At 37.4% G+C, this 22282-nt stretch carries 21 protein-coding genes; 16 read left to right on the top strand and 5 right to left on the bottom strand.

The genetic code is table 11. The features are described from left to right. Positions 1–253: 253 nt before the first annotated feature. Positions 254–775, top strand: coding sequence for a DinB family protein (locus M5A78_RS20230; RefSeq protein WP_248737084.1), 522 nt, complete (start codon positions 254–256; stop codon positions 773–775). A 385-nt stretch (positions 776–1160) separates the two neighbouring features. Here M5A78_RS20230 and M5A78_RS20225 read toward each other — a convergent pair whose 3' ends face one another. Further along, a complete protein-coding gene (locus tag M5A78_RS20225; protein WP_248737083.1) occupies positions 1161–2384 on the bottom strand; it encodes an IS110 family RNA-guided transposase in 1224 nt (407 codons plus the stop codon). Between the two features lie 446 nt (positions 2385–2830). On the opposite strand from M5A78_RS20225, the gene M5A78_RS20220 reads away from it, so the two are divergent. From M5A78_RS20220 to M5A78_RS20180, 9 genes are all read left to right on the top strand, one after another. Beyond that, on the top strand, positions 2831–3139 hold the full coding sequence (locus M5A78_RS20220) for a DUF3784 domain-containing protein (RefSeq protein WP_248737082.1): 309 nt from the start codon (positions 2831–2833) through the stop codon (positions 3137–3139). A gap of 286 nt (positions 3140–3425) precedes the next feature. Next, positions 3426–3884, top strand: coding sequence for a GNAT family N-acetyltransferase (locus tag M5A78_RS20215; RefSeq protein ID WP_248737081.1), 459 nt, complete (start codon positions 3426–3428; stop codon positions 3882–3884). 291 nt (positions 3885–4175) lie between these two features. After that, positions 4176–4499, top strand: coding sequence for a DUF2834 domain-containing protein (locus M5A78_RS20210; protein WP_248737080.1), 324 nt, complete (start codon positions 4176–4178; stop codon positions 4497–4499). A 607-nt stretch (positions 4500–5106) separates the two neighbouring features. After that, on the top strand, positions 5107–6162 hold the full coding sequence (locus M5A78_RS20205; protein ID WP_248737079.1) for a hypothetical protein: 1056 nt from the start codon (positions 5107–5109) through the stop codon (positions 6160–6162). 58 nt (positions 6163–6220) lie between these two features. After that, positions 6221–7525 carry a WD40/YVTN/BNR-like repeat-containing protein gene (locus M5A78_RS20200; protein ID WP_248737078.1) on the top strand — a complete coding sequence of 435 codons (1305 nt, stop codon included), beginning with the start codon at positions 6221–6223 and terminating at the stop codon, positions 7523–7525. Between the two features lie 69 nt (positions 7526–7594). After that, positions 7595–8656, top strand: a complete 1062-nt coding sequence (locus M5A78_RS20195; protein ID WP_248737077.1) for a sigma-70 family RNA polymerase sigma factor — start codon at positions 7595–7597, stop codon at positions 8654–8656. Between the two features lie 614 nt (positions 8657–9270). Next, positions 9271–9552, top strand: a complete 282-nt coding sequence (locus tag M5A78_RS20190) for a hypothetical protein (protein WP_248737076.1) — start codon at positions 9271–9273, stop codon at positions 9550–9552. A gap of 341 nt (positions 9553–9893) precedes the next feature. Continuing rightward, positions 9894–10568 carry a response regulator transcription factor gene (locus M5A78_RS20185; RefSeq protein ID WP_248737075.1) on the top strand — a complete coding sequence of 225 codons (675 nt, stop codon included), beginning with the start codon at positions 9894–9896 and terminating at the stop codon, positions 10566–10568. A gap of 92 nt (positions 10569–10660) precedes the next feature. Continuing rightward, positions 10661–11560, top strand: coding sequence for a sensor histidine kinase (locus M5A78_RS20180; RefSeq protein ID WP_248737074.1), 900 nt, complete (start codon positions 10661–10663; stop codon positions 11558–11560). A gap of 34 nt (positions 11561–11594) precedes the next feature. Here M5A78_RS20180 and M5A78_RS20175 read toward each other — a convergent pair whose 3' ends face one another. Together M5A78_RS20175 and M5A78_RS20170 are read right to left on the bottom strand one after the other, a co-directional pair. Further along, positions 11595–13526 (bottom strand): ABC transporter permease, encoded by a 1932-nt coding sequence (locus M5A78_RS20175; RefSeq protein WP_248737073.1) that lies wholly within the window; start codon positions 13524–13526, stop codon positions 11595–11597. Next, complete coding sequence (locus tag M5A78_RS20170; protein WP_248737072.1) at positions 13513–14280, bottom strand: ABC transporter ATP-binding protein; 768 nt, start codon at positions 14278–14280, stop codon at positions 13513–13515. Before M5A78_RS20170 ends, M5A78_RS20175 begins: the two co-directional genes overlap by 14 nt. A gap of 326 nt (positions 14281–14606) precedes the next feature. Here M5A78_RS20170 and M5A78_RS20165 point away from each other — a divergent pair, with 326 nt between their 5' ends. From M5A78_RS20165 to M5A78_RS20145, 5 genes are all read left to right on the top strand, one after another. Continuing rightward, complete coding sequence (locus M5A78_RS20165; RefSeq protein ID WP_248737071.1) at positions 14607–14843, top strand: YciI family protein; 237 nt, start codon at positions 14607–14609, stop codon at positions 14841–14843. A 181-nt stretch (positions 14844–15024) separates the two neighbouring features. Then, positions 15025–16215: an MFS transporter gene (locus M5A78_RS20160; RefSeq protein ID WP_248737070.1), complete on the top strand. Its 1191-nt coding sequence runs from the start codon at positions 15025–15027 to the stop codon at positions 16213–16215. Between the two features lie 317 nt (positions 16216–16532). Further along, positions 16533–17306 (top strand): amino acid ABC transporter substrate-binding protein, encoded by a 774-nt coding sequence (locus tag M5A78_RS20155; protein WP_248737088.1) that lies wholly within the window; start codon positions 16533–16535, stop codon positions 17304–17306. A gap of 65 nt (positions 17307–17371) precedes the next feature. Then, on the top strand, positions 17372–18031 hold the full coding sequence (locus M5A78_RS20150) for an amino acid ABC transporter permease (protein WP_248737087.1): 660 nt from the start codon (positions 17372–17374) through the stop codon (positions 18029–18031). A 15-nt stretch (positions 18032–18046) separates the two neighbouring features. Next, positions 18047–18793, top strand: a complete 747-nt coding sequence (locus tag M5A78_RS20145; RefSeq protein ID WP_319942322.1) for an amino acid ABC transporter ATP-binding protein — start codon at positions 18047–18049, stop codon at positions 18791–18793. Between the two features lie 190 nt (positions 18794–18983). On the opposite strand, the gene M5A78_RS20140 is transcribed toward M5A78_RS20145, so the two are convergent. After that, the gene (locus tag M5A78_RS20140) at positions 18984–19736 is read right to left on the bottom strand and encodes an ABC transporter permease (protein ID WP_248737069.1); all 753 of its coding nucleotides are present in this window, start codon (positions 19734–19736) and stop codon (positions 18984–18986) included. Then, positions 19733–20464, bottom strand: a complete 732-nt coding sequence (locus tag M5A78_RS20135; RefSeq protein WP_248737068.1) for an ABC transporter ATP-binding protein — start codon at positions 20462–20464, stop codon at positions 19733–19735. Before M5A78_RS20135 ends, M5A78_RS20140 begins: the two co-directional genes overlap by 4 nt. A 599-nt stretch (positions 20465–21063) precedes the next feature. Between M5A78_RS20135 and M5A78_RS20130 the strand changes: the two genes are divergently transcribed. Next, entirely contained in the window at positions 21064–22233 is a 1170-nt protein-coding gene (locus M5A78_RS20130; protein ID WP_248737067.1) for an MFS transporter, read from the top strand. The last annotated feature ends 49 nt before the right edge of the window (positions 22234–22282 follow it).

Below are 22282 nucleotides of genomic sequence, written 5' to 3'. Positions count from 1 at the left end.
CACTCCTGAAGTTGTTATAAATAGAACAGGTAACTAAATCTCTTTTTAATCTTATTGAACAACGGTGGGCTTTTTTTCTTTGGTAATAATGATGGAACGTTCTTCAAGAATCGGGCGCTTTTCTTGTATAAGAAGGCGTCTTCCTTTATAGGGCCATTTAGTTGAAGATCTCATCAGATAAGTAATAATATTTAAAGGAATAATTCATTCTGATAAAGAATATAAAAAAATGTGATGATAAGGAGGCGATTGTATGGCAAATCATGTAGAAAATCTATATAACTATCATGTATGGGCAAATCAACGGATTATTGATCATCTTAAGACACTTTCTCCTGATAAATATCAAAAGGAAATGAAAAGTGTCTTTTCTTCTGTTTCAAAGGTTTTATCTCATCTCTATTTGGTGGAATATGGATGGCTTAATACCCTCGAGGGTCAGAGTATGAATGAAGCAATGCAATCTTCATTTCAAATTCAAGAAAAGATTGAGAAACTGCCCATTGAAGACTTAGAAACGGAATTTCACACTTTAACATCTCGGTTTAAATCCTTTTTGAACAGACAGGAAGATATGGAAAAGAGAATAATGTTAGATAATCCATGGGCAGGATTAAGAGAAACAAGTATATCTGAAATGGTCTTACACGTTGTAAATCATGGAACCTATCATAGAGGGAATATTTCAGCTATGCTACATCAGTTGGGTGATTCTTCAGTTATGACTGATTATGCTTTTTATTGGTATTCTGAAAATGTTATTCCTAACGGATAACTTTAATTAAACAATTGTTAATCCAAAGTAATCTCACTCTTCTACGATATTTAACATTACCAGCAAGAATAAGTTAATTGCTTCCACAATACCGGATAATATGAGCTACTTGTTTATTCAAGAAAAGGGCGCTTTCCTGTAATAAGGAACAGTGCTTTTTTTCATTATAGGGCCATTTAATTGAATAAGAATCTCAAATAAAATTGGATATTAATGTTAAAATTAGTTTAGAGTTTGTGAAGGATTGTACTTAAACTACTATGAAAATTAATTTCTGTAATTCAGAGAAAAAGGCAATACTTAAGAGGACGCAGCTCATTTGTTTTTTTTTTAAAAGCGAAGAGAGCGCCAGATTCAATGATCTATGGTAAATAAGTGAACTGGATTAAGAGGCCTTAGGCTCTTCGAGCGTAACAATGTATCCTAAACTTTCGAGTCGTCTCAGAGAATGCCGAACAATTGATTGTTGTCTCTGCTTATCAAAGTAGTCTTCACCTAAGTCTACATACATTTCTTTTCGAGTTAATAAATAATAAGAGATACGTAACATTGCGTGAGCGACTACAATACCAGCACGTTTCTTGCCTTTTCGTGATGCTGTACGCCTATACAGTGCTCCGAGATAGTTTTTGGATCCTCTTACTGAATGAGCTGCTTCTGTTAACGCTGATCTTAAATATTTATTCCCTTTTTTAGTCTTAGCTGATTTTCTTTTCCCTGCACTTTCGTTTTGCCCAGGAACCAAGCCTGCCCAAGAACACATATGAGCTGCAGTAGGGAATTGATTCTTCACATCAGTCCCAATTTCAGATAGGATTTGTTCTGCCATTCTGGTCGCTATACCAGGAATGGAATCCAATCGTGCCACATCTTCTTGATGGGGGCTGACTCTGTTCGCAACTTCCTGATCCAGCATCTTGATTTGCTCTGTCAAAAAATCAATATGACCTAAAATAGTTTTTAACATGAGGCGTTGATGTGAATTAATATATCCTTTTAGGGCGAGTTCCAGTTCTTCTTTCTTCTTTTTCATAGTACGCCGGGCAAAGTTTGCTAGTTTTTCAGGATCCTCCTCACCATCGGCAATGGCATCGAGCATATCCCGAGCCGAAACACCTAAGACATCTGAAACAACAGATCCCAATTTAATGTTCGCTCCCTCTAACACTTTCTGGATTCGGTTATGTTGCCTGGCTCGCTCTTCGATAATACTTCGGCGATAGCGAACTAGCTCACGCAGTTCACGTTGATTCCGATCTGGAATATAACTTGCTCTAAGTAGTCCATGGTGAAGAAGTTTGGCAATCCATTCTGCATCCTTCACATCTGTCTTGCGTCCTGGAACAGCCTTCATGTGCTGGGCATTGACAACTAGAAACTCAATATCCTCAGCTTCAAGTAAGTTCACAATCGGCTTCCAATAGACACTCGTGCTTTCCATGGCAACATGTGTGCAGCCATGTTGTTTAACCCAATCTACCATTTGTAATAGAAATACAGTTTTAGTAGAAAACGTTTGAATCTCCTTTCCTTCGGGTGTGATAATACAGGCAGTAATGTTGTCCTTATGGACATCCATACCGCATGCTCTTTCAATGACTACATCCATTGAAAACATCCTTTCTACGGCTCTCATTATGATTAGAGGCTGGTGCAGCAACCAGAATAGGATTAATCTACTATGTGTGCTTCCCGTAAGGGAGCGACAGTCAGTGGTGCACCGTGGTCGGTGGAGTCAGACTAAAGGATGGGCTCTAACGCACCATAGTTCAGCGACCTTCCTCTCCCAGCCGTAGAATCAGTATTGACGGTTCTAACCCATTTTCATTCTCTGTGGTGAAGCGCTGATTTTTGCGCTTCATGAATGGCTAAAGGGGCAGGTTAGCAAAAATAAATAATTCAAAATAATTTTGGTTTTTTGTAAATTGGATCAAATTGGAATATGCTAAAATAGGAATTGAAGAAAGTTTGATATAGGTACCAGCTCTTTTGAAGTAGCGATGCCACATCGCAGCGTGTTCATTCTATTACTTATTTCTTGAGGGAGGAGTAAATATGAACGGACCTATTATTTTCATTGGATTATTTATTGTTCTAGGAATTATCTTTTCAAATGGGAAAGGCTCATTCTTGATTGCGGGCTATAACACAATGCATAAAAAAGAAAAAGAAAAACATGATACAGTTTCATTGTGTAAGTTTATGGGTAAAGCGATGTTTTCAATAGCATTCAGTATGGCATTTTGGGTACTTAGTGATGCATTTAAAATTAAGTGGTTGTTCTACGTTGGTCTCGTTTTATTTTTATGCATAATGGTATTTATTATTATTTACACTAATACGGGGAATAGATTTAAAAAATAGTATGGATCCTGAGTTTTTAAGGGCTGTAGTTTCTAAAAATCTGTTAATCATCGAAGTAATTGTAAAGAATTTCACTTAAAGTAACGGGGGCTTTAGTGAAATAACTAATGATCAATTTTGCAGCTCTTTTGCATTTTTCAATCTTCCGCATTCGGGAGCAATTCTGCAGCAAAATTGTTCCCTTTCTTTATGTTAATGGCAGGTTTGTTGAATATGGGATAATGTTATAGGTAAAAGAAAATGTCAGCAAATATTATTATTTTTTTAAAAAAGGGGAGTAAAAATAATGATTTTTGAACCTATTACAGAAAATTCAATAGAATTAGCAATGGAAATAATTAATTCAAATCCAACTTATAACATTTTGGAAAATGGAAATCCTTTAAGGTCAATAAAAGAAGTAAGAAGTGAATTTCTTAACACAATTAGTGATAGTTTCCTAATAATTCAAGAAAATAAGCACATTGGAATAATTGATTTTCTAAAAAATAATCATAAAGACAACCATCCGTGGATAGGTTTACTAATGATTAAGGGTGATTATCATTCTTTAGGATATGGAAAAAAGGCTTATACTGCTTTTGAGGATAAATTAAAACAACAAAAATTCAATAATGTTCGTATTGGTGTATTACAAAAAAACTTGAATGCTTTAGAGTTTTGGAAATCGAGGGGGTTTAAGTTTTATTGTAATAGTGATTGGCGAGGGAAAGTTGTTGACTGTTTTGAGAAACAATTAATGTAGCAGCATTTATTGTAACAAACCTGACCTATTCATTTACTTTGAACTCAGGAAGAAAAGTCTTTCCTTTTAGACATTTTATTAGTATGCTATTTCACTAACGGATGCTTATCTTAAATATGCAATGATCTTCAACAATCGGGCGCTTTCCTGTAATAAGGAACAGTGCTTTCTTTCATTATAGGGCCAGATTGTTAAGTAAAGGAATCTTCAATAATATATATATTTTGAACGATCTTAGAATTAGTTATGGTAATCTAATAGTAACTTTGTTGAAAAAGGGGAAATTATCCAGTGAAAAAATTATATTTAATTTTAGGGCTAATTGGTACTGTTTTTCCGTATTATTTTTTTATTCAGTTCCTCAGGGATAATGGACTTGATTTAGGTTTATTAATGGAATTATTATTTACTAACACGATATCGGCCTTTTTTGCAGTTGATTTTTTAATCTCATGTGTTGTTTTCTTGGTATTTATGTTCAATGAATCACGAAAGTATAACATTAAAGAAAAATGGATTTGTCTTTTATCTCTGTTTACAGTTGGATTATCTTTAGCTCTACCTTTATTTTTGTTTTTTAGACATTCTTATATTAATAGTAAAGATAAAGTATAAATTAGAAAAAAAGCATGTTTCCAGCTAAAATAATTAAAATGTTTATTCAAGAATCGGGCGCGATTGTTGAAGAGTATATGTAATTACTTATGTGAACAGCTATTAGGACTATTAAGGTAAACACTACAACACCTTTATCTCTACGATCACCACTCAAGCCATGTTGAGTGTGTATCGTAACTCATTTTAAAATAAGGCAACAGCCCTTTAAATATAAATGTACCCTATAGAGTAGACACATAAGAAAAGTCTACCTTTGGGGTACTTTTTTGTGTAAAAAATGTATTGAGAATTTTGAGGACGGAGAGCCTAATAATTTTGAAATACTCATTCATCAAATCCGCTAAAATTTCCCTTAAAGTATGTTTGTTTTTTATGTTACGATTAAATTGGAAAAATTTATAAAGATGGTTTAGTAAACTTGAAAAAAACACTTATTATAATCGCTCTACTTGTCATTTAACAAGGACGGCAAAGGAGTATAAGAATGGTAATTGAAAATAAATTGACAAAAAAATTATATCGAAGACTAATCTTACGAGATTTAATTTTTGGAAGTAAAAGTAGCCTGATTATACTTCTACTTTATGTAATGTTGTGGAGGGTTTTGTACAGCATTACAAAAATAGGACAATTGAAAACCAATATTCCGATATTTTTAGGAATCAGCTTTCTGCTGTTATTAACGTTTATCCATATTTTTGTTGTTTATCGAAAGCATGTGAAAAAAGACAGCTTAATCCAAGTTGGTAGTCAGATTGAAATCAATAAGACGCAATTGGTTATTGTATCAAGTACTTCCACGGAACGCTATGTTTTTCCCTTGGAAAGTTTAACAATAATAAAGGAAAATAAAAAATGGTATTTTCTTTACTTTCAAGATAAAACCTTTATCCCAATTTCAAAGAAAACCGAACATTCTCTTGAACAGATAAACGAATATTTTACTATTTTTAAGCCCATTCGTCAGATCTTTTGGAAATGGACGGTTATTCTATTTTCACTGTTTACCATTGTTGGAGTATATTATGTTGGTTCAAATGCTATCAATTTTAAAGGAGCTTTAGCCTGGAAAATCTTCGAGTTGAAAACTGAAACAAGAGTAAAGCTAGAGAATGATAATTTTTATACAACAAAGCTAAGTGGAATAATAGATTCTGTAAAAGCGAAGATGGAACTAGAACCGTATTTAATGACCAATGATTTAGAAATAGAATTTGAACAGGATGGGACGATCACAAATATCTATACGTATATTTACGGATTTGACCAAAACCAGAAATTACAATCAGGATATTTAATTTATTTTGATAAAACAAAGAGCAATAAGGTAAAGATCCATAAACAAGATTGGAATGGGGAAGGAACAACGGTTTACAACCCGAACAACGATTTATCGATTGTCATCAATATGCTAAAATGGATTCCCGTTAAAGATGAAGTAAAACCTTGGAATGAAGATAATAATGCTGTCCTGTATAAAGGAATAAGAGACTGGAAAAATCCGGAGGGGATTCGCTTTATAGATGAAAAAGGTAAGATATATATTCCTTCCAAGGCTGATACAGAAACAGGACCAACGATTTCCTTATACATTCCAGGCAAGGAGGATATTATTATTCCACACCGTTATGTATTTGCACCATTTTATCGTGGAGAGTAGGTTCCAGCCTAAGGAAAGTACTTAACCACGTATATATTTTGAATGAAGGATGATTCATATGAAAAAAGCGCAAAGTCGTTTACTAATTGTCATAGCTATATTAATTGTTATCTTCATTATGTTTCAAATGGTTCATGAGGATCATGAAAATCCAATTCCTAAACAAGTCGAAGTAAAAAAGGCTGATATAAACAGTAAACTCCCCTACACACTTCAAGTAGAAGAATATGATCAAAAACCAGAAACGATTGCATACCGAATCTGGTTTGATTTCATAAAAAGTTTAGAGAGCGATGGAACGATTGCCAATCCGAGCTTTACTAGATTTACTAAGTTATCGGGAGATGAAAACTCTTTTGTAGTTGCAGTAGTTTTTCAAGTTCAGTTACCTGAAGAAACACAAGAAATCGATTACGGTTGGGGAAAGATGCAGGATGATAGAGTCGTTCCTACTATCGTTTGGAAACTAACAATCAATAAGGCTGAAAACTTAACGTACACATTAACAAATATTGAAAGAACAACCGATACGCAAATCGGGTTGCCGCCTGTTGAAACGTTGGAAGAATATCGAAAGAAAGCCGGAATAGAGGAACCATCGGAAAGCATAGATTATGAGATTAGGGATAAAACGCTTAAGGTCACTTATGACAATGGTCAAAATTGGCAGGTGGTTCCTGTTGCGATTGAAAATTTATTTGGCGGTGGATCCAACAGTTCGGAACAACAGTTAATGGATGGCAGTTATGTGATTACACCGGAGATAACTGCGTTTGTACTTAACCAAGGGATGCGGGTTCTGGTTAGTAGGGATAAAGGGAAATCTTGGAATGAGGCGTTGGTTTCGGATCAGCTGCCATTTTTGCGCATGCTTATACTTGGGTTCACGTCTGACCAGGATGGTTATCTCATCGTTACCGGTGATAAAACGATGAGTAGTGAGGTACACTTTATTTTTAAAACAAACGATGGTGGCCAGTCATGGTACAAGGTCGGGCCGGTGGATGACATCTATTCCTTAGTGACAGATGGAGGTTTTATTAACGATCAATTAGGATTTATCTCCTTTGGGGAATATCGCTATGAAGGGCAGCCTCCAAGACCAAATTTTTTCCGGACTACCGATGGTGGAGCGAATTGGGAACGCGTAGAGGTTCCGATACCTGAGGAATATCGGGGCTACTTCACAGTAGCGGAGATTCCTACTTTTCACGGAACGGAAGGAACTTTATTAGTGAATCAAGGTCCAGAAGGCGATTACTTGGGCGGAAAGGTATTGGCAAAGTTTACTTCACAGGATCAAGGTAAGACATGGTCTTTTACTGGTTTGGTCGATCCAGATGGGGTGCTTCGTGCAAGGTAAGGAGAATCTGTGTAAATAATGAAAAGAGTATGATCATTCTTCCGAATGTTAAAGGGGGGAAACACATTTATGATCTCAGCAAAAATAGGTCCAATTTCAATTACTACAATAAGAGAAAATGGCGTGGAATACATCGTAGATTGGTTCGATCAGCATAAACAATCGTTCTATACACTTGGTTGGTCCTATATTAGTAATCAGCAGCAGATGGAAGAGCTTTTTTACCGGTCCATTATAAAAATCCACAAGGAATTGCCTCGATTTAAAAGTGAAACATCATTCGAAACGTGGGTTACATCCATTTTCATACATACCTGCCGGGAGCTTTCTGATGATAGAAGTTTACAAGCTTCAGAGGAAAGTGAACCACGTCAGGATTTATTTAAAGCACTTGATCAATTGAAAGAGTATGAGAAAGAAGCGGTGGTCCTTACATATATAAAAGGAATCTCTCAGGAGGACACAGCACATCTTCTCCAAGTTTCAGTGGAAAAGATGAAAGAGCATTTGTTTTCCGGAATCCAGTCACTTAGAAAAGGAATGGGGTATGGGTCACGCTTTAATGGCTGTAAAGAGTATCATAAGAATTACATCGATTACTTAGAAAGAACTCTGGATCGGTCAAAAAAGGTTGATTTCGAGGTACATATTTATCATTGTCAAAACTGTCAGGAGGATTTAGCTGCCTTTCAGGATGTCATGTTAAAAACCATCGAACTGGATGCTTCTAGAGGATATCCTCAAACCTTTGAATATGCAGGAAGTACAATCTCCATCGACAAGGTGGAAATTGGACAGCCTACCAATATTGTCATAAGCAATCATGAAATCGAGAATCGAGCATATGAGTCGCTTCAATTTAATATTGTGGGTGAGGATGAAAATGAAACTAGTTCTATGGAGATGAATTCTGAAGGAGTACTTGTTGATAAAAACGGGATTAAATACGATATGAATGAAAACCCCGGCTCATATGAGGAAATCGAGCAGCCCCGTTATTTCTTTTCAGTTCTAAACATAGGGTTGCAAAGTAACAACGCTGGAGAGAAAGTGATTCCTAAAAGGATGGAAGTTTATGGATATAATACAACGAAATATTTGGATGATGTTGTGAAGATTTCGTTGGAATAACATTTATCGCAATTTTAAATCTTGTTTGTCATTATTTAGAATTAACATTTCAGCTAAACACAACTACATCTAAATGTATCTGCGACCACCATCCAAGCCACTGTGAGGCGGTTGTTAAAATAGTTTATAATGGTGATGCGGGGACCAACTAAGGTCCCTGCTTTTTTATTGTATAGGAAATTATAAAATAATTAATTGTGGATAAATTGAAATAGTTCTCTGAATCCAGCTCCAGCGCCCAGCGGCTAGTGTACTTCGCTCTCCGCCCTACGATAAGTCAACATCGAATCGCTATCGCTCTTCGTGTTGTCTAGCTCCAGCGCCTAGGGGCTCGAGGTCATAAGCCAATCCGGCAAGAAGGTTAAAAAGCAACCTTCTCACCGGCTGGTCTTATGCTTGTCGCCCCTGGGCAAGGCGCTTCCGCTTTTCTATTTTCCTTTATCTCAGTTGGAGCGCTCCAGTCCATACGCCGCTAAACGGGCGCTTGCGCCTTTTGTTCTGGGCATTCAAACATCGGGCCATTTTTTTAAAAGGCAGTCTCTGGGCATTCGCCGTTTCATACCCAAAATGCCTACATAATCTATAGATATTAACCCAAAAGGAGAGATGCCCAGATGTATCCGTATGAAAATTATCAAATTCCACAAGTCCAGTTCGACTACACTCCATATGTACAGCAGAATCAATATGACCCCAACAGACAACTATCGCAATTCCTGCAACTACCCCAATGGCAACAGCTTGTAGGAAGAGTAAATCAGCTTGAAAGACAGAATGAGCGGCAAGAAAGAGAAATTAACCAACTTCAACGCCGTCTCCAACGAGTAAATCAGCGGCTTCGTGCAGTAGAAAACCGATTACAGATTTCAATTACCCCATTCGAAGGGGAGTATTAAAGAAAAACTTAGGGGGCTGTCCAATAAGTCGATTTTTCGGCTATTGGATGCCCCTTTACCTGTTTAAGAATGCTGATATATCAACATACTTGATTTTCAATTTTTACTGGATTTACCCTTTTCGGACAGCCCCTTTTTGCTGAAAGTATTATCTTCCCTCGTATAATGTAACCAGGGAGTTTTTTGATAAAGGAAATGGACTGCTCCGTTTTAAAAATCTAAATTATTTTAAATAAATAATAGTAAATGGATTAATTTTGGTGATTTGCATTTTCAAGTGGTAGGAGTGGTAGGCGATTTTTGGTAAAATAGCACTAACTACGTTTTAGGATGTGGATGAGATGTTTAAAGTGTTAATTGTTGAGGATGAAAGGAAAATTGCCGAAATTGTTGGTGAAAACATGAAAAGCTGGGGTTATGAGCCTTGCTATATTAACAATTTTCAAAAGGTCGATGAAGAGTTTATGCTTACGAATCCACACCTGATTTTGTTGGATATTAATCTTCCATACTATAACGGTTTTTATTGGTGTGAGAAAATAAGACGGCTTTCTAATGTACCTATACTATTTCTATCGTCGCGAACGGAGCAAATGGATATGATGATGGCGATTAATATGGGCGGAGATGATTTCATTCAGAAGCCTTTTTCGATGGAGATGTTATTGACGAAGATAAATGCAATCTTAAGAAGGACGTATACATATCAAGCGAAAAGTCTGGAACTTCTTTGCCATCGTGATTTAACGTTAAATTTAAAAACTGCAACTGCTATCGTTGATGATAAAGAAATGGATTTGACGAAAAATGAATTCAAAATTCTATCCGTTCTTCTTGAGCATAAAAATAAGATTGTAAGTCGTGACAAGTTGATGCAAGTATTATGGGAAAATGAAAGCTATATTGACGATAATACCCTAACCGTAAATGTAAATCGTTTACGACGAAAGCTAAATGAAACAGGAATTGGCGATTATATTCAAACCAAAAAAGGACAAGGATATATGTTAGCATGAACTTGAAGCACTATCTTTTCTATCAAAGAAGATTAATCTTCACATATATTTTCATTATGACATTTATGACCATCATGATTTGGGTGGAACCAATGCTCAAAATAGACATTAGCAATCTATTATATATTCAGCTTGTTGGAGCTGTTCTTTTCAGTGTTTATCTTTTAAGTGAATACTTCATTATAAATAAGCATTTTAAAACTGTTCAACGTAATTTGGTTAGAAAAGCCAAAACATATGAACAACATCTATTTCACAGCTTGTTACAAAAGATGGAGCAACATCATCAAGAAATGATTACCGAAATTCTCCAAGACAAAAAGGTAAATTTAGAATTTATGACCTCTTGGTTTCATGATATTAAAACGCCGATTTCTGTTAGTCGTTTAGTCATTGAACAAAGTGATAAATCTGATGCGATTAATAGTCTTGAAGAAGAAATTGATAAAATTGAAGCTTATGTTGAACAGGCGCTATACTTTGTTCGCAGTGACCATGTTCATCGTGACTATCTCATTACTGAGGTAGATTTATCCAAAGTTGTTCATTCTGCTATCAGGCAGCATTCGAAGATATTTATTAAGAAAAAAATTCAGCTTGATCTTCAATTAATACAAATTGACATTTTAACAGATCAGAAATGGCTCTTATACATTCTTTCCCAACTAATTACAAACGCACTCAAATATACAGCGAATCAGGGGAAATTATCCATCTCGATGGAAGAGGATCAGAAGGAAACACGGTTAGTTATAGAAGATAATGGGATTGGAATATCGAAAGCAGATATTGCACGTGTATTTGATCAGGGATTTACAGGAGAAAACGGGAGAATGTTCGGAAGTTCTACTGGGATGGGCCTTTATTTAGCCAAAAAGCTAGCAAATAAGCTAGGGCATGGCCTTACAATTAATTCTGAAGAGAACAAGTTCACAGCGGTTACGATTCATTTTCCAAGATTAAATGATTACTATCAAATGAATGAGATTTAAAAGGTTCGAGACAGCTACCCTCGAACCTTTTCTGTTATTGATTAACAATCTTCGATCCTGAAATCACAGTAAACACATAGTAGGAACCGTAAAGTAATGTATAGGTTCCGGTACAAATCATTACAGGTATGAGAAAATTAATGTCCATTATTTTTGATAATGCGGTTAAGATGATACTACTATGGGCAATTCCCAGGATCAAAGGCAATATAAAGACGATACTGAATTGTTTACTGATGACTTTCCTTACTTCTCTTTTGTTAATGCCAATTTTTCGAAGAACCAAATATCTTGTCCGATCCTCGGTTGCTTCTGTGAGCATTTTAAAGTAAATGATACTACCTGTTGCCGCGAGAAAAACTAGGCCAAGAAATCCACTAATAAAAATAACTAGTCCATAAGTAGATTGAATTTCTTCGTAATTAGCTGAAAAGCTGGAGAATTCGGTTTCGGCAGGGAGCACGTCTTTAATTTTGTTTGTAAGTTCAGTTGATGTTTCTTCCTGTTTTATTTTGAACACTTGAACCGTTTTTCGCTCATTTTCTTTAGCTAGCTTTTCGTACAATTGATCCTGGATAACGATTAAAAATGGTTGAACATCTCCGTTTAATAAACTGAGTGATTTTGTATCGACTACTTTTACCGATTGATCATCGGTTGGTGATGTCAACAAAATCCTTTTGTTGACATTTTCATTGTCATTTTGCGATCCAATAAAATTCTTTACAATGGAGACGGCTTCCGTCGCTTTTAAGCTTGCTATTTTTGGCTTATTCAATTCCTCTACCAATTGGTTATATGTTTTGAGCGGAATTAAAGCAACTTTTTCATCAAAATAATAGTAGCTGCCAGGAAGTTTCGGTAAGTTAGTTGCATCAGCTTTCATCAAAAGGTAATCCCATTTTTTTGAAAAAAGAACAGGGTGTTCTTGATTATTGATAATTATCCGATTGATTCGATCATCTACTTCTGTGCCCGTAACAGTGTATTGATAACTATAAGGGGTGAAATCCTTGATTGTCGCTAAGGAATTATAGTACATACTAAAAGCAAATCCATAGGCAATGAGAGTGACTGCATTCAAGACGGAAATCATTGTTAGCATGACGGCATTGGTTTTTAATCGATTCGTTAATTGCGTCATCGTTAATAAATTTGACCATTTATAATAAAAACGTTTGTTATTTTGAAGCATTTTTAGAAAGAATCCGCTCAAGGAATGAAACAAGAAATACGATCCTGCAACAATCATCACTAAGGTAATTAAAAGATTTCGTCCAAAATGTTCATTCCAACTCTTTGATTCATATGCATTCAGTAGAAGCCAGTAGCTGATTCCAATTAGCATTAATGCAAGAATCGCAATGATAAAAGAGGGTTTAAAAGGCTTTTCTCCCTTTCTTTCAGCATGAAATAGCTCGATCAATTTAAAGCGGTACATAATGAAATATCCTTGCAACGAAGTTAATGAATTGATGATCAAAAAAAGAATAACTGTTTGCAACACCGCGTATGTACTTAAGGAAAATTTTACTACGATCGAAAAACCCATTAATTTTATTAGTATCATAGTGAAAAAGACAGAAAATAATTCCCCAACGAGAATTCCGATGAGAAGTGAGAGAATTCCCATTATGAAATTCTCGCAAAATAGCATTTTACCGATCTTTTTTCTAGAAACACCAAAAAGTGAGTATAGACCAATCTCTTTTTTTCTTCGCTTCATAAAAAAAGAATTGGAATAAGAAATAAAGATTGCTACGAAGAGAAGTAGTACGAATGACGAGCCGAGAAAAGCAGATTCGAACTTCTCTGATTCTGGTAAAGCAGCCGTGATTTGATCATTATATTGTAGCGATACAAAGGTAAAATAAATCATAACACTGAATGTCATTGATGCAATGTAGAGGATGTATTGGGAAAAGTTATGCTTAATATTTTTGAATACGATATTATATAATGTCATGACTCCCACCCCCTAGAGTCGACAGCGTGTTTAATAATTGCTGGAAAAACTCTTTACGATCCTTATCACCTCGAACAAGCTCTGTCACCAGGCTCCCATCCTTCATAAAAAGAACTCGGTCACAATAACTAGCAGCAAAAGCATCGTGAGTAACCATTAATATCGTTGAATGAAAGTCACGATTTAGTTGTTTAAATGTATTGAGAAGATCCGTTGCTGATCTTGAATCAAGTGCCCCTGTTGGCTCATCAGCAAGTACTAAGCTTGGATTTGCGATAATGGCTCTTGCAGCCGATGTTCGCTGCTTTTGGCCTCCTGAAATTTCATACGGGTATTTTTCTAAAATGGCTTCGATTCCTAATACATGTGATAATTCATGCACTCTCTTTTCCATTTCATTAGCAGGATGATTGGATAAAGATAGCGGCAATAGGATATTTTCTTTTACTGTCAATGAATCTAGTAAGTTATAGTCTTGAAAAATAAACCCTAAATGTTCGCGACGAAATTGCGTTAATTGTTCTTCATTCATAGTGATAAGATTCTTACCACCTATCACAACATTACCCGAAGTTGGTTTATCGATGGTGGCTAAAATATTTAGGAGAGTCGTTTTTCCTGCCCCAGAAGGTCCCATAATCCCAACAAATTCACCTTTATGTACAGTTAAGCTCACTTCCTGCAAAGCGTTAAAAACTTGATTTTTTGACCCATAAACCTTATAAATAGAACTTCCTATTAATACTGTATCCATTGAAATACCCCTTTCAAATAACAACTCTTATCATACCTGTTCAAAAGCTAATGTAGAAATTAGTGTTTACGTTTCCTGGGCTTTTTGAACAATCTCTTATAAGAAAAGCATACTTGTCAGGAAGAATTTCATCCATAACTTTAACGAACAAATCAAACCGTAAACTTACATTTTTGTCACAAATGGCTTTATGTATGTGAATTGTCAGGGATTTTAGAGCACTTTTTGAATTTCTGCGCTAACGTGAACAGTATAATTCAGATAAATGATAACGTTACGTTTTTTCCGATTTAGCTGTTATAATCATATCTAATCTGATTGAACCAATGGCTATAAAGGACAAACTCGCAGACGGGGGTAATCATCTATCAGCGGAAGGCAGAGTTTTAAAACCAAATAATGTACCGATAGACGGACCTTACACTGAAAAGAAAGAATCAATCGCAGGATATATCCTTGTTAAGGCAACAACCATTGATGAGGCGGTTAACATTGCGAAGGGTTGCCCCATTTTGCTTTGGGAAGGCACTAGTGTGGAAGTGAGAAAAATAGCAGTGATGTAAAACAAACAAATGGGACAACAGAGCCCCTAACTGAGGATTTTGAGTAGATGAATGGTGTCAGGCACTATAAATGAACAAATGTCCTTTTGTGGTGACTGACACCATATTTATATATTTGAGTTTTGTAAATTAGAGTAGTAAAGTGGAAACGTGTAAAAAAGTTTGAAAGAAGGTTTTTTTGTTGAGTAAGCTGCAACAAGGGACAACAGCTTTTCGAAAAGCCAATTTCGCCCTCTTTGCCGGGGGCTTTATCACGTTTTCCATCCTTTATGATGTACAGCCTTTAATGCCGATTTTTTCAAAGGAGTTTCATGTCACGGCGGCGACAGGGAGTCTAGCGTTATCGGTGACGACATTTACGCTTGCAGTAGCCATGCTTTTTACCAGTTCCTTATCTGAAGCGTGGGGACGTAAACCAATAATGACTGCTTCCTTAATCCTATCCTCCCTCATTGTAATCTTTACCGCTTTCAGTCCCACATTCGGTTCGTTAATCGGTTTTCGTGTCCTGCAAGGTATCGTTCTTGCGGGGTTGCCTGCCATCGCCATGGCTTATTTGGGTGAAGAGGTTGATCCTAAAAGTCTTGGTGTTGCAATGGGAATTTATATTAGTGGGAATTCAATCGGCGGCATGGCAGGAAGAATAATTACTGGCTCTGTTACGGACCTTTTTTCTTGGAGGATTGCCATGGGAAGTATCGGTGCGATTAGCTTACTGCTTAGCATCTGGTTTTGGTTCCATTTGCCGAACTCAAAAAATTTTACGCCAAAGCCATTGAAACTAGAAACGTTAGTCAAATCCCTGGTTGGTCATTTGAAAGACCCGGCACTATTGTGTTTATTTTGTATCGCTTTTATCCTAATGGGAAGCTTTGTCACGTTGTATAATTATATCGGCTTTCAATTGATGGCACCTCCTTATCAATTGAGCCAGACAATCGTCGGCTGGATTTTCATTGTTTATTTGACAGGTACCTTTAGTTCAACATGGATGGGCAGGCTTTCAGATACGCTTGGTCGCCGAAAGGTATTATGGCTTGGACTGGTTATTATGGTTACAGGAGCGGCGTTGACACTTGTCGAACCCTTAGTGTTAAAAATAATCGGCATTGCTATTTTTACCTTTGGCTTTTTTGGCTCTCATTCGATTGCCTCGAGCTGGGTGGGGAGAAGAGCACAAACAGCCAAAGCGCAAGCCTCTTCCCTTTATTTATTTTTTTATTACTTTGGTTCAAGCACAGCGGGTACTGCCGGCGGCTTTTTCTGGTCGAATTTCGGCTGGGGTGGAGTCATTGGCTTTATTATTTGTTTACTTTTGTTAGCCTTTCCGTTATCCGTTAAACTTTCTTCAATCCCGGCAAAAACCTTGTAGACAAAAGTGGTAACTTAGGTGGTTGTAGGAGTGGAATCATAAGATATGAAAGCCCATAGTGCGAAGATGGGCTTTTTCCTGTTCATCGTATTGCTGGAACTTTAATTCTTACGATGAACTCCTGATCTTTATAGACAAAAGTCTAAAAGCCGTGGTGATCGCTCATGATATGAATTTTGGGGGCATGACGACAAATTTTGGTTTTTTTCGACAGATATTGTATTTTATAATAATATAATGTTATAATGTGATAGCGTGATAATATGGTAACGCACTAAAGTGAAATGATATTCTATTAAAGGTGGTATTCGATAATGATGAAACGTTTAACAACTTTTGTCTTAGTCATATTAGCGGTATTTTCAATTGTTACTGGCTGTTCTAAATCAGCTGATAAAAAGGACAACACGCTGGTGATTGGCATTGACGATAAATTTGCTCCCTTGGGATTCCGGGATGAGAATAATGAGATCACTGGTTTTGATATTGACTACGCCAAAGCAGCTGCAGCAAAAATGGGCGCTAAGGTTAAATTTCAGCCCATTGATTGGGAAACAAAAGAATCTGAGCTAAGCAGCGGTCGGATTGATCTTATTTGGAACGGATACACTATAACGGATGACCGGAAGAAGAAGGTTCTTTTCACAAAACCTTATTTAAAAAATGCACAGGTGGTGGTCACCTTGGCAAATTCAAAACTTACAAAACTTGATGATTTAGCAGGAAAAGTTGTTGGTCTTCAATCTCTTTCTTCCGCAGCAGATGCCTTGAACGCGAATCCGATTAAATCCAAAGTAAAGACCGTCACGGAATTTGCCGATAATGTTCAGGCATTAACCGACTTAAAGAGCGGCCGCTTGGATGCCGTTGTTATCGATGAGGTTGTCATTGATTATTACATGGCGAAAGAGAAAGATACTTTTAAGGTACTCGATGAATCACTTGCTCCAGAAGAATATGGTATAGGTGTGAAAAAAGGGAACGAAGAATTACTTAAAAAGCTTCAAAATGCACTCGACGATATGAATGCAGACGGCACTGCCGCAGAAATCTCAAAAAAATGGTTTGGCGAAAATAAAGTAATAAAGTAGTAACGATTATAAGGTAACAGGATTTCCTTATGGGGGACCCTGTTTTCATTTTTGGAGGATTTCCTATGTCTTTAGATTATTTAATCTCCATACTTAAGCCAATGCTGGAAGGGGCACAGATGACGGTCCTCTTGTTCTTGATTGCCATTGTGGCTTCCATTCCGTTGGGCTTTCTATTAACGCTGGCTGTCAAAAGTAGTTTCAAGCCGTTATCATGGCTTGCACAGGGCTATATTTACCTGATGCGCGGGACGCCACTCTTGCTCCAACTGTTGTTTATATGCTTTGGGCTGCCGATGATCCCTGTGATTGGAGAATATTTGGTACTAGATCGCTTTGTCGCTGCCTGTTTAGGTTTTATCTTGAACTATGCCGCCTATTTCGCTGAAATTTTCCGCGGCGGACTGTTGGCCATTGATAAAGGCCAGTATGAAGCATCCAAAGTACTTGGTTTGAATAAATGGCAGACGATGACACGGATTATCCTGCCGCAAATGTTCCGCATTGCACTCCCTGCAGTGACGAACGAATCGGTGACACTGGTCAAGGATACGGCGCTGCTTTATGCGGTGGCAGTACCAGAATTACTGCACTTTGCCCAGACTGCGGTCAATCGTGACTTTACAATTGTTCCATTCGTCGTTGCCGGCGTCATTTATTTGATTATGACGATATTTTTAACGGTTATCTTTAAGTGGCTCGAAAAACGCTTGAAATTTGAATAAAAAGGAGTGATGGATATGACTATCATGGAAGTATCCAGCCTTAAAAAGTCTTATGGCAAGCTGGATGTCCTCAAGCAGATTACATTTGATGTTAATAAAAACGATGTAATAGCCGTAATCGGTCCCTCCGGTTCTGGAAAAAGCACGATGCTCCGTAGTTTGGTGCATCTTGAAGAAATTGATGGTGGCACCATCAGTGTGTCCGGCAACTTTCTGGTAAGGGATGGAGTCTATACGAAACCGCAAGAGATCAAACAAATCACAGCCAAAATGGGGATGGTCTTTCAGCATTTTAATCTCTTTCCACATCTCACGGTCAAAGAGAATTTGGAGCTTGCTCCGAAAATGGTAAAGAAGGAATCCTCCGCTGAAATTAAGCAAAGAAGTACAGAGCTTCTGGAAAAGATCGGACTCACTGATTGGGCTGAAGCCTATCCAGGAAAGCTCTCTGGAGGACAAAAACAAAGAGTAGCCATTGCCAGGGCGCTGATGATGAATCCGGATATTCTGCTCTTTGACGAACCTACTTCTGCATTGGATCCGGAATTGACAGGTGAAGTTTTGCAAGTCATGAAGGATTTGGCCCAAGAGCATATGACGATGATTGTCGTAACCCACGAGATGGGCTTTGCCAAGGAAGTGGCGAATAAGGTCATTTTCATGGACAATGGGGAGATCGTTGAATCTGGTGCACCAGAAGAGTTGTTTACTAATCCACAGTTTGAAAGAACGAAAGCTTTCTTAAACCGCAGTTTGAAATAATCATGGTAACATTCAAAAAGACAGGCAAAACATTGCTTTCAATGGGTTGCCTGCCTTTTTTTTGTGGGAAAAGGGAAGAGAACAATGACATGAACCTTGTGGGAGAACCAGGGTTTCAACCCGACAACATCTTGATTGCACACTTTACTTCATTTCACTTTAGCTGAGTAGGGGGCTGACCGCCAAATCTCTACTTCCCCCTCAACAGCTGCATCCGATGGTTGAACAGACTTGGGTACGATAAATATCCAAGCATAGCGCTTGTGACGGATGCGGTCGTTAATAATAGGAAAAGGATGAGTAATTGAAATTGCACCGCTTGCATAGGGTCGGCTCCTGCAATGATTTGGCCACTCATCATTCCCGGCAGCTGGACGAGACCGATTGTTTTCTGGCTTTCGATGGTTGGAATCATGCTCGATTTTATAGCAGTGATGAGTTGAGTGTGTATGGCTTGTTTTGGTGTTCCGCCGAGTGACAGGATGAGTTCGGTCACATCTTGGTGCGTTTCTACTTCTGCCGTGAATCTGTTGAGGAAGAGAATAGCGAGCACCATCGAGTTTCCGATTACCATGCCGCTAATCGGGATGATGTATTGGGCCGTTGGAGGAGTGATCTTGAATCCAAGTAAAATACTTTGTGTCAGCACTTCAATCACGACTAAGGTGACCGTCACTTTCCATGTGATGCCTTGAATTGATACTCCTTTTTTTTGGGCATTTTGTGTGGCTGCAGCAATCATGACCGTCACCATCAGTAAAATATAAATCATATTTTCGGAATCGAACACAAATTTAAGAATATAGCCGACGGCCAACAATTGAACGATTGAACGGACCACTGCAATCATGGTGTCTCTTTCCAGCCCTAAGTTAAGCGTTTTCGATAAAATGATCGGAAGGATGACGAAAATAAGTGCGATCGATAAATGGACATAACTCATTTCACTTCCCCCTTTAGAAAGTGCCTCACTTTTTCATTAACAGGTGAATGAAGCAAGTCGCTTGTTCCGGTTTCAATGACTTCTCCCTTCATCATGACCCAAGTATAGTTTCCGACCGTCATTGCCTGCTGTAAATTATGTGTAATCCAAATAATCGTGGTTTTATACTTTTGGTTGATTTTTACAATGAGTTCTTCGATTTCCTGCTGTGAGATCCGGTCAAGTGAAGAAGTGATTTCATCGAGCAATAATATCTGGGGACGGTTAACGAGTGTGCGCGCAATCGATACTTTTTGGCGCTGCCCACCTGACAAATCCTTGATTGGTCGATGCAAAAATTCCTCTTCCAATCCCACATCATGTAATAAATTCTTTGCATCTTTTTCAATTAATTCCCGTCCTTGCAGCTCCAATGGCAATGCTAGATTTTTCAGGACGCTGCCATTGATCATTGGTGCACTTTGAAGCGTGATCCCGACAAGCTGGCGCAATTCCACCGGTTCATAGCTACTGATGCTTTTGCCTTTAATATAAATCTCTCCCGAATCAGGCGATAGCAGTCCATTACATAATTTGAGCAAGGTCGTCTTTCCCGCTCCTGAAGGACCGACTAACGTAGTGATTTTGCCTTCAGGAAAAGATTCCGTTATATTTTTTAAAATATGTATCCCATCAACTGAATAATTGATATGGTTAAAATTCACTGCTGGCTTATAGTCTGTTATCATCCGATACACTTCCTTATAGGTATAGGAAATAAAGCAACACAATCGCCGTGTTCTGCTCTGTTTAATTTATATTCTACCGATTGTAGCTGAGGAAATAACTGCATCTATTAATACAATGTTGATTCTACTGTAAGGGAAAAGTACTGTCAATTTAGATTGAGAAATACATATATTAATTGAGAATTAAATTCACACTTAATCTCAAATAATTAGGATACTCGTATAATATAGCCGTATCAAAAGAATAATAATTATTATTGAAATTCAAGTGTGCACCAGTCGTGGACAAATGTCTTTTTGTGGTGCCTGACACCTTTTAACTGTTTATTATTACAGGTGATTAATTATTTTTTTGTTGATTAGTCACGTTTGACTAATTGCTAGTATTTCTGATACACTTTCGATACATGGAGCATTGCTTCGAGCATATGAAAGAGATATTCTTATTAAAGATAAGAAACTTGCTGGATTGTCGTCTGAAGAATAATCAGGAATCGGATTACAAGAATATGGATTGATTTTATCCTGCAACAACAAATCCCGTGCTCTACAAGAAAGTACTTGATCCACTACTCGGAATGATAAGAGGGGAAAAAATCATGGAGACAAAAAAAGTTCTACCTATTTTATTTTTAGTGATGTTTTTAGTGATGGTTGGCTTTGGTATTATTATTCCGGTTCTTCCGTTTTTAGCTGAAAAGGTTGGTGGCAATCCCACAGAGCTTGGTCTGTTAATGGCTGTCTATTCATTAATGCAATTGTTCTTTGCGCCAATGTGGGGGCGTATTTCTGACCGTATCGGTCGAAAACCTGTAATGATGATTGGAATTGCTGGCTTAGCGCTTTCCTTTTTTATCATGGCCATGGCAAATTCTTTATGGGTTTTATTCGTAGCAAGGATTGTTGGTGGGATTTTATCCTCAGCCAATATGCCAACTACAATGGCCTATGTAGCTGATATCACGACTCCAGAAGAACGTGGAAAAGGAATGGGAATTATCGGAGCCGCTACCGGACTTGGCTTTGTTTTTGGTCCAGCCATTGGCGGCATTTTCTCGAAAATAAGTTTAAATGTTCCTTTTTATATTGCGGGGATTTCATCTGTCATTACTTTAGTCTTAGTCATGATCCTATTGAAAGAATCACTTTCGTTAGAAAAAAGAAGCCAACATACGGAAAATAAAGAATCAATGTGGAAAGCTTTCAAAGGTCCGACTACGATCATCTTTATTTTACAATTGATTGTCACCCTTTCAATGGCCGGGCTCGAAGCGACCTTCGCCTATTTTGCAGCTAAAAAGGCAACGATTGACACGGTACAATTAGGCTATATCTTTATGATTATGGGATTTGGCGGCGCCATCGTTCAAGGTGGATTAGTTGGTCCAATGACAAAGAGATTTGGGGAAGGCACTGTCATCCGAATAGGGGTTTTCGTGTCGGCTATTGGCTTTGTTTTAATCCTATTTGCTAATAGTTTTTGGACCTCGGCAGTCTTCTTAACGATTTTTGGTTTAGGAAATGGAATGATTCGTCCAGCGATATCAGCCCTTTTGACCAAAAATTCTAGTACAGGGCATGGCAGTGTGACAGGCTTGCTTTCTTCCTTTGATTCATTCGGTAGAATTATTGGTCCTCCATTAGGTGGATGGCTATTTTCAATTTCAATTGGTTTACCGTACATTTCTGGAGCAATCCTATCCATTTTTGCTTTGTTGCTTTATCAAATATATAGTACCCAGACGCGCAAAGTGAAACAATCAGTTTGATTTTGCTTTGCTGCTTATTTTTCCAAAAAAATCACCCTAGCTCTATCCA

Origin of the sequence: Neobacillus rhizosphaerae, assembly GCF_937468385.1 — a bacterium.
Taxonomy (GTDB): Bacteria; Bacillota; Bacilli; order Bacillales; family Cytobacillaceae; genus Neobacillus; species Neobacillus rhizosphaerae.
This window is presented reverse-complemented; position numbering and strand designations above follow the sequence as displayed.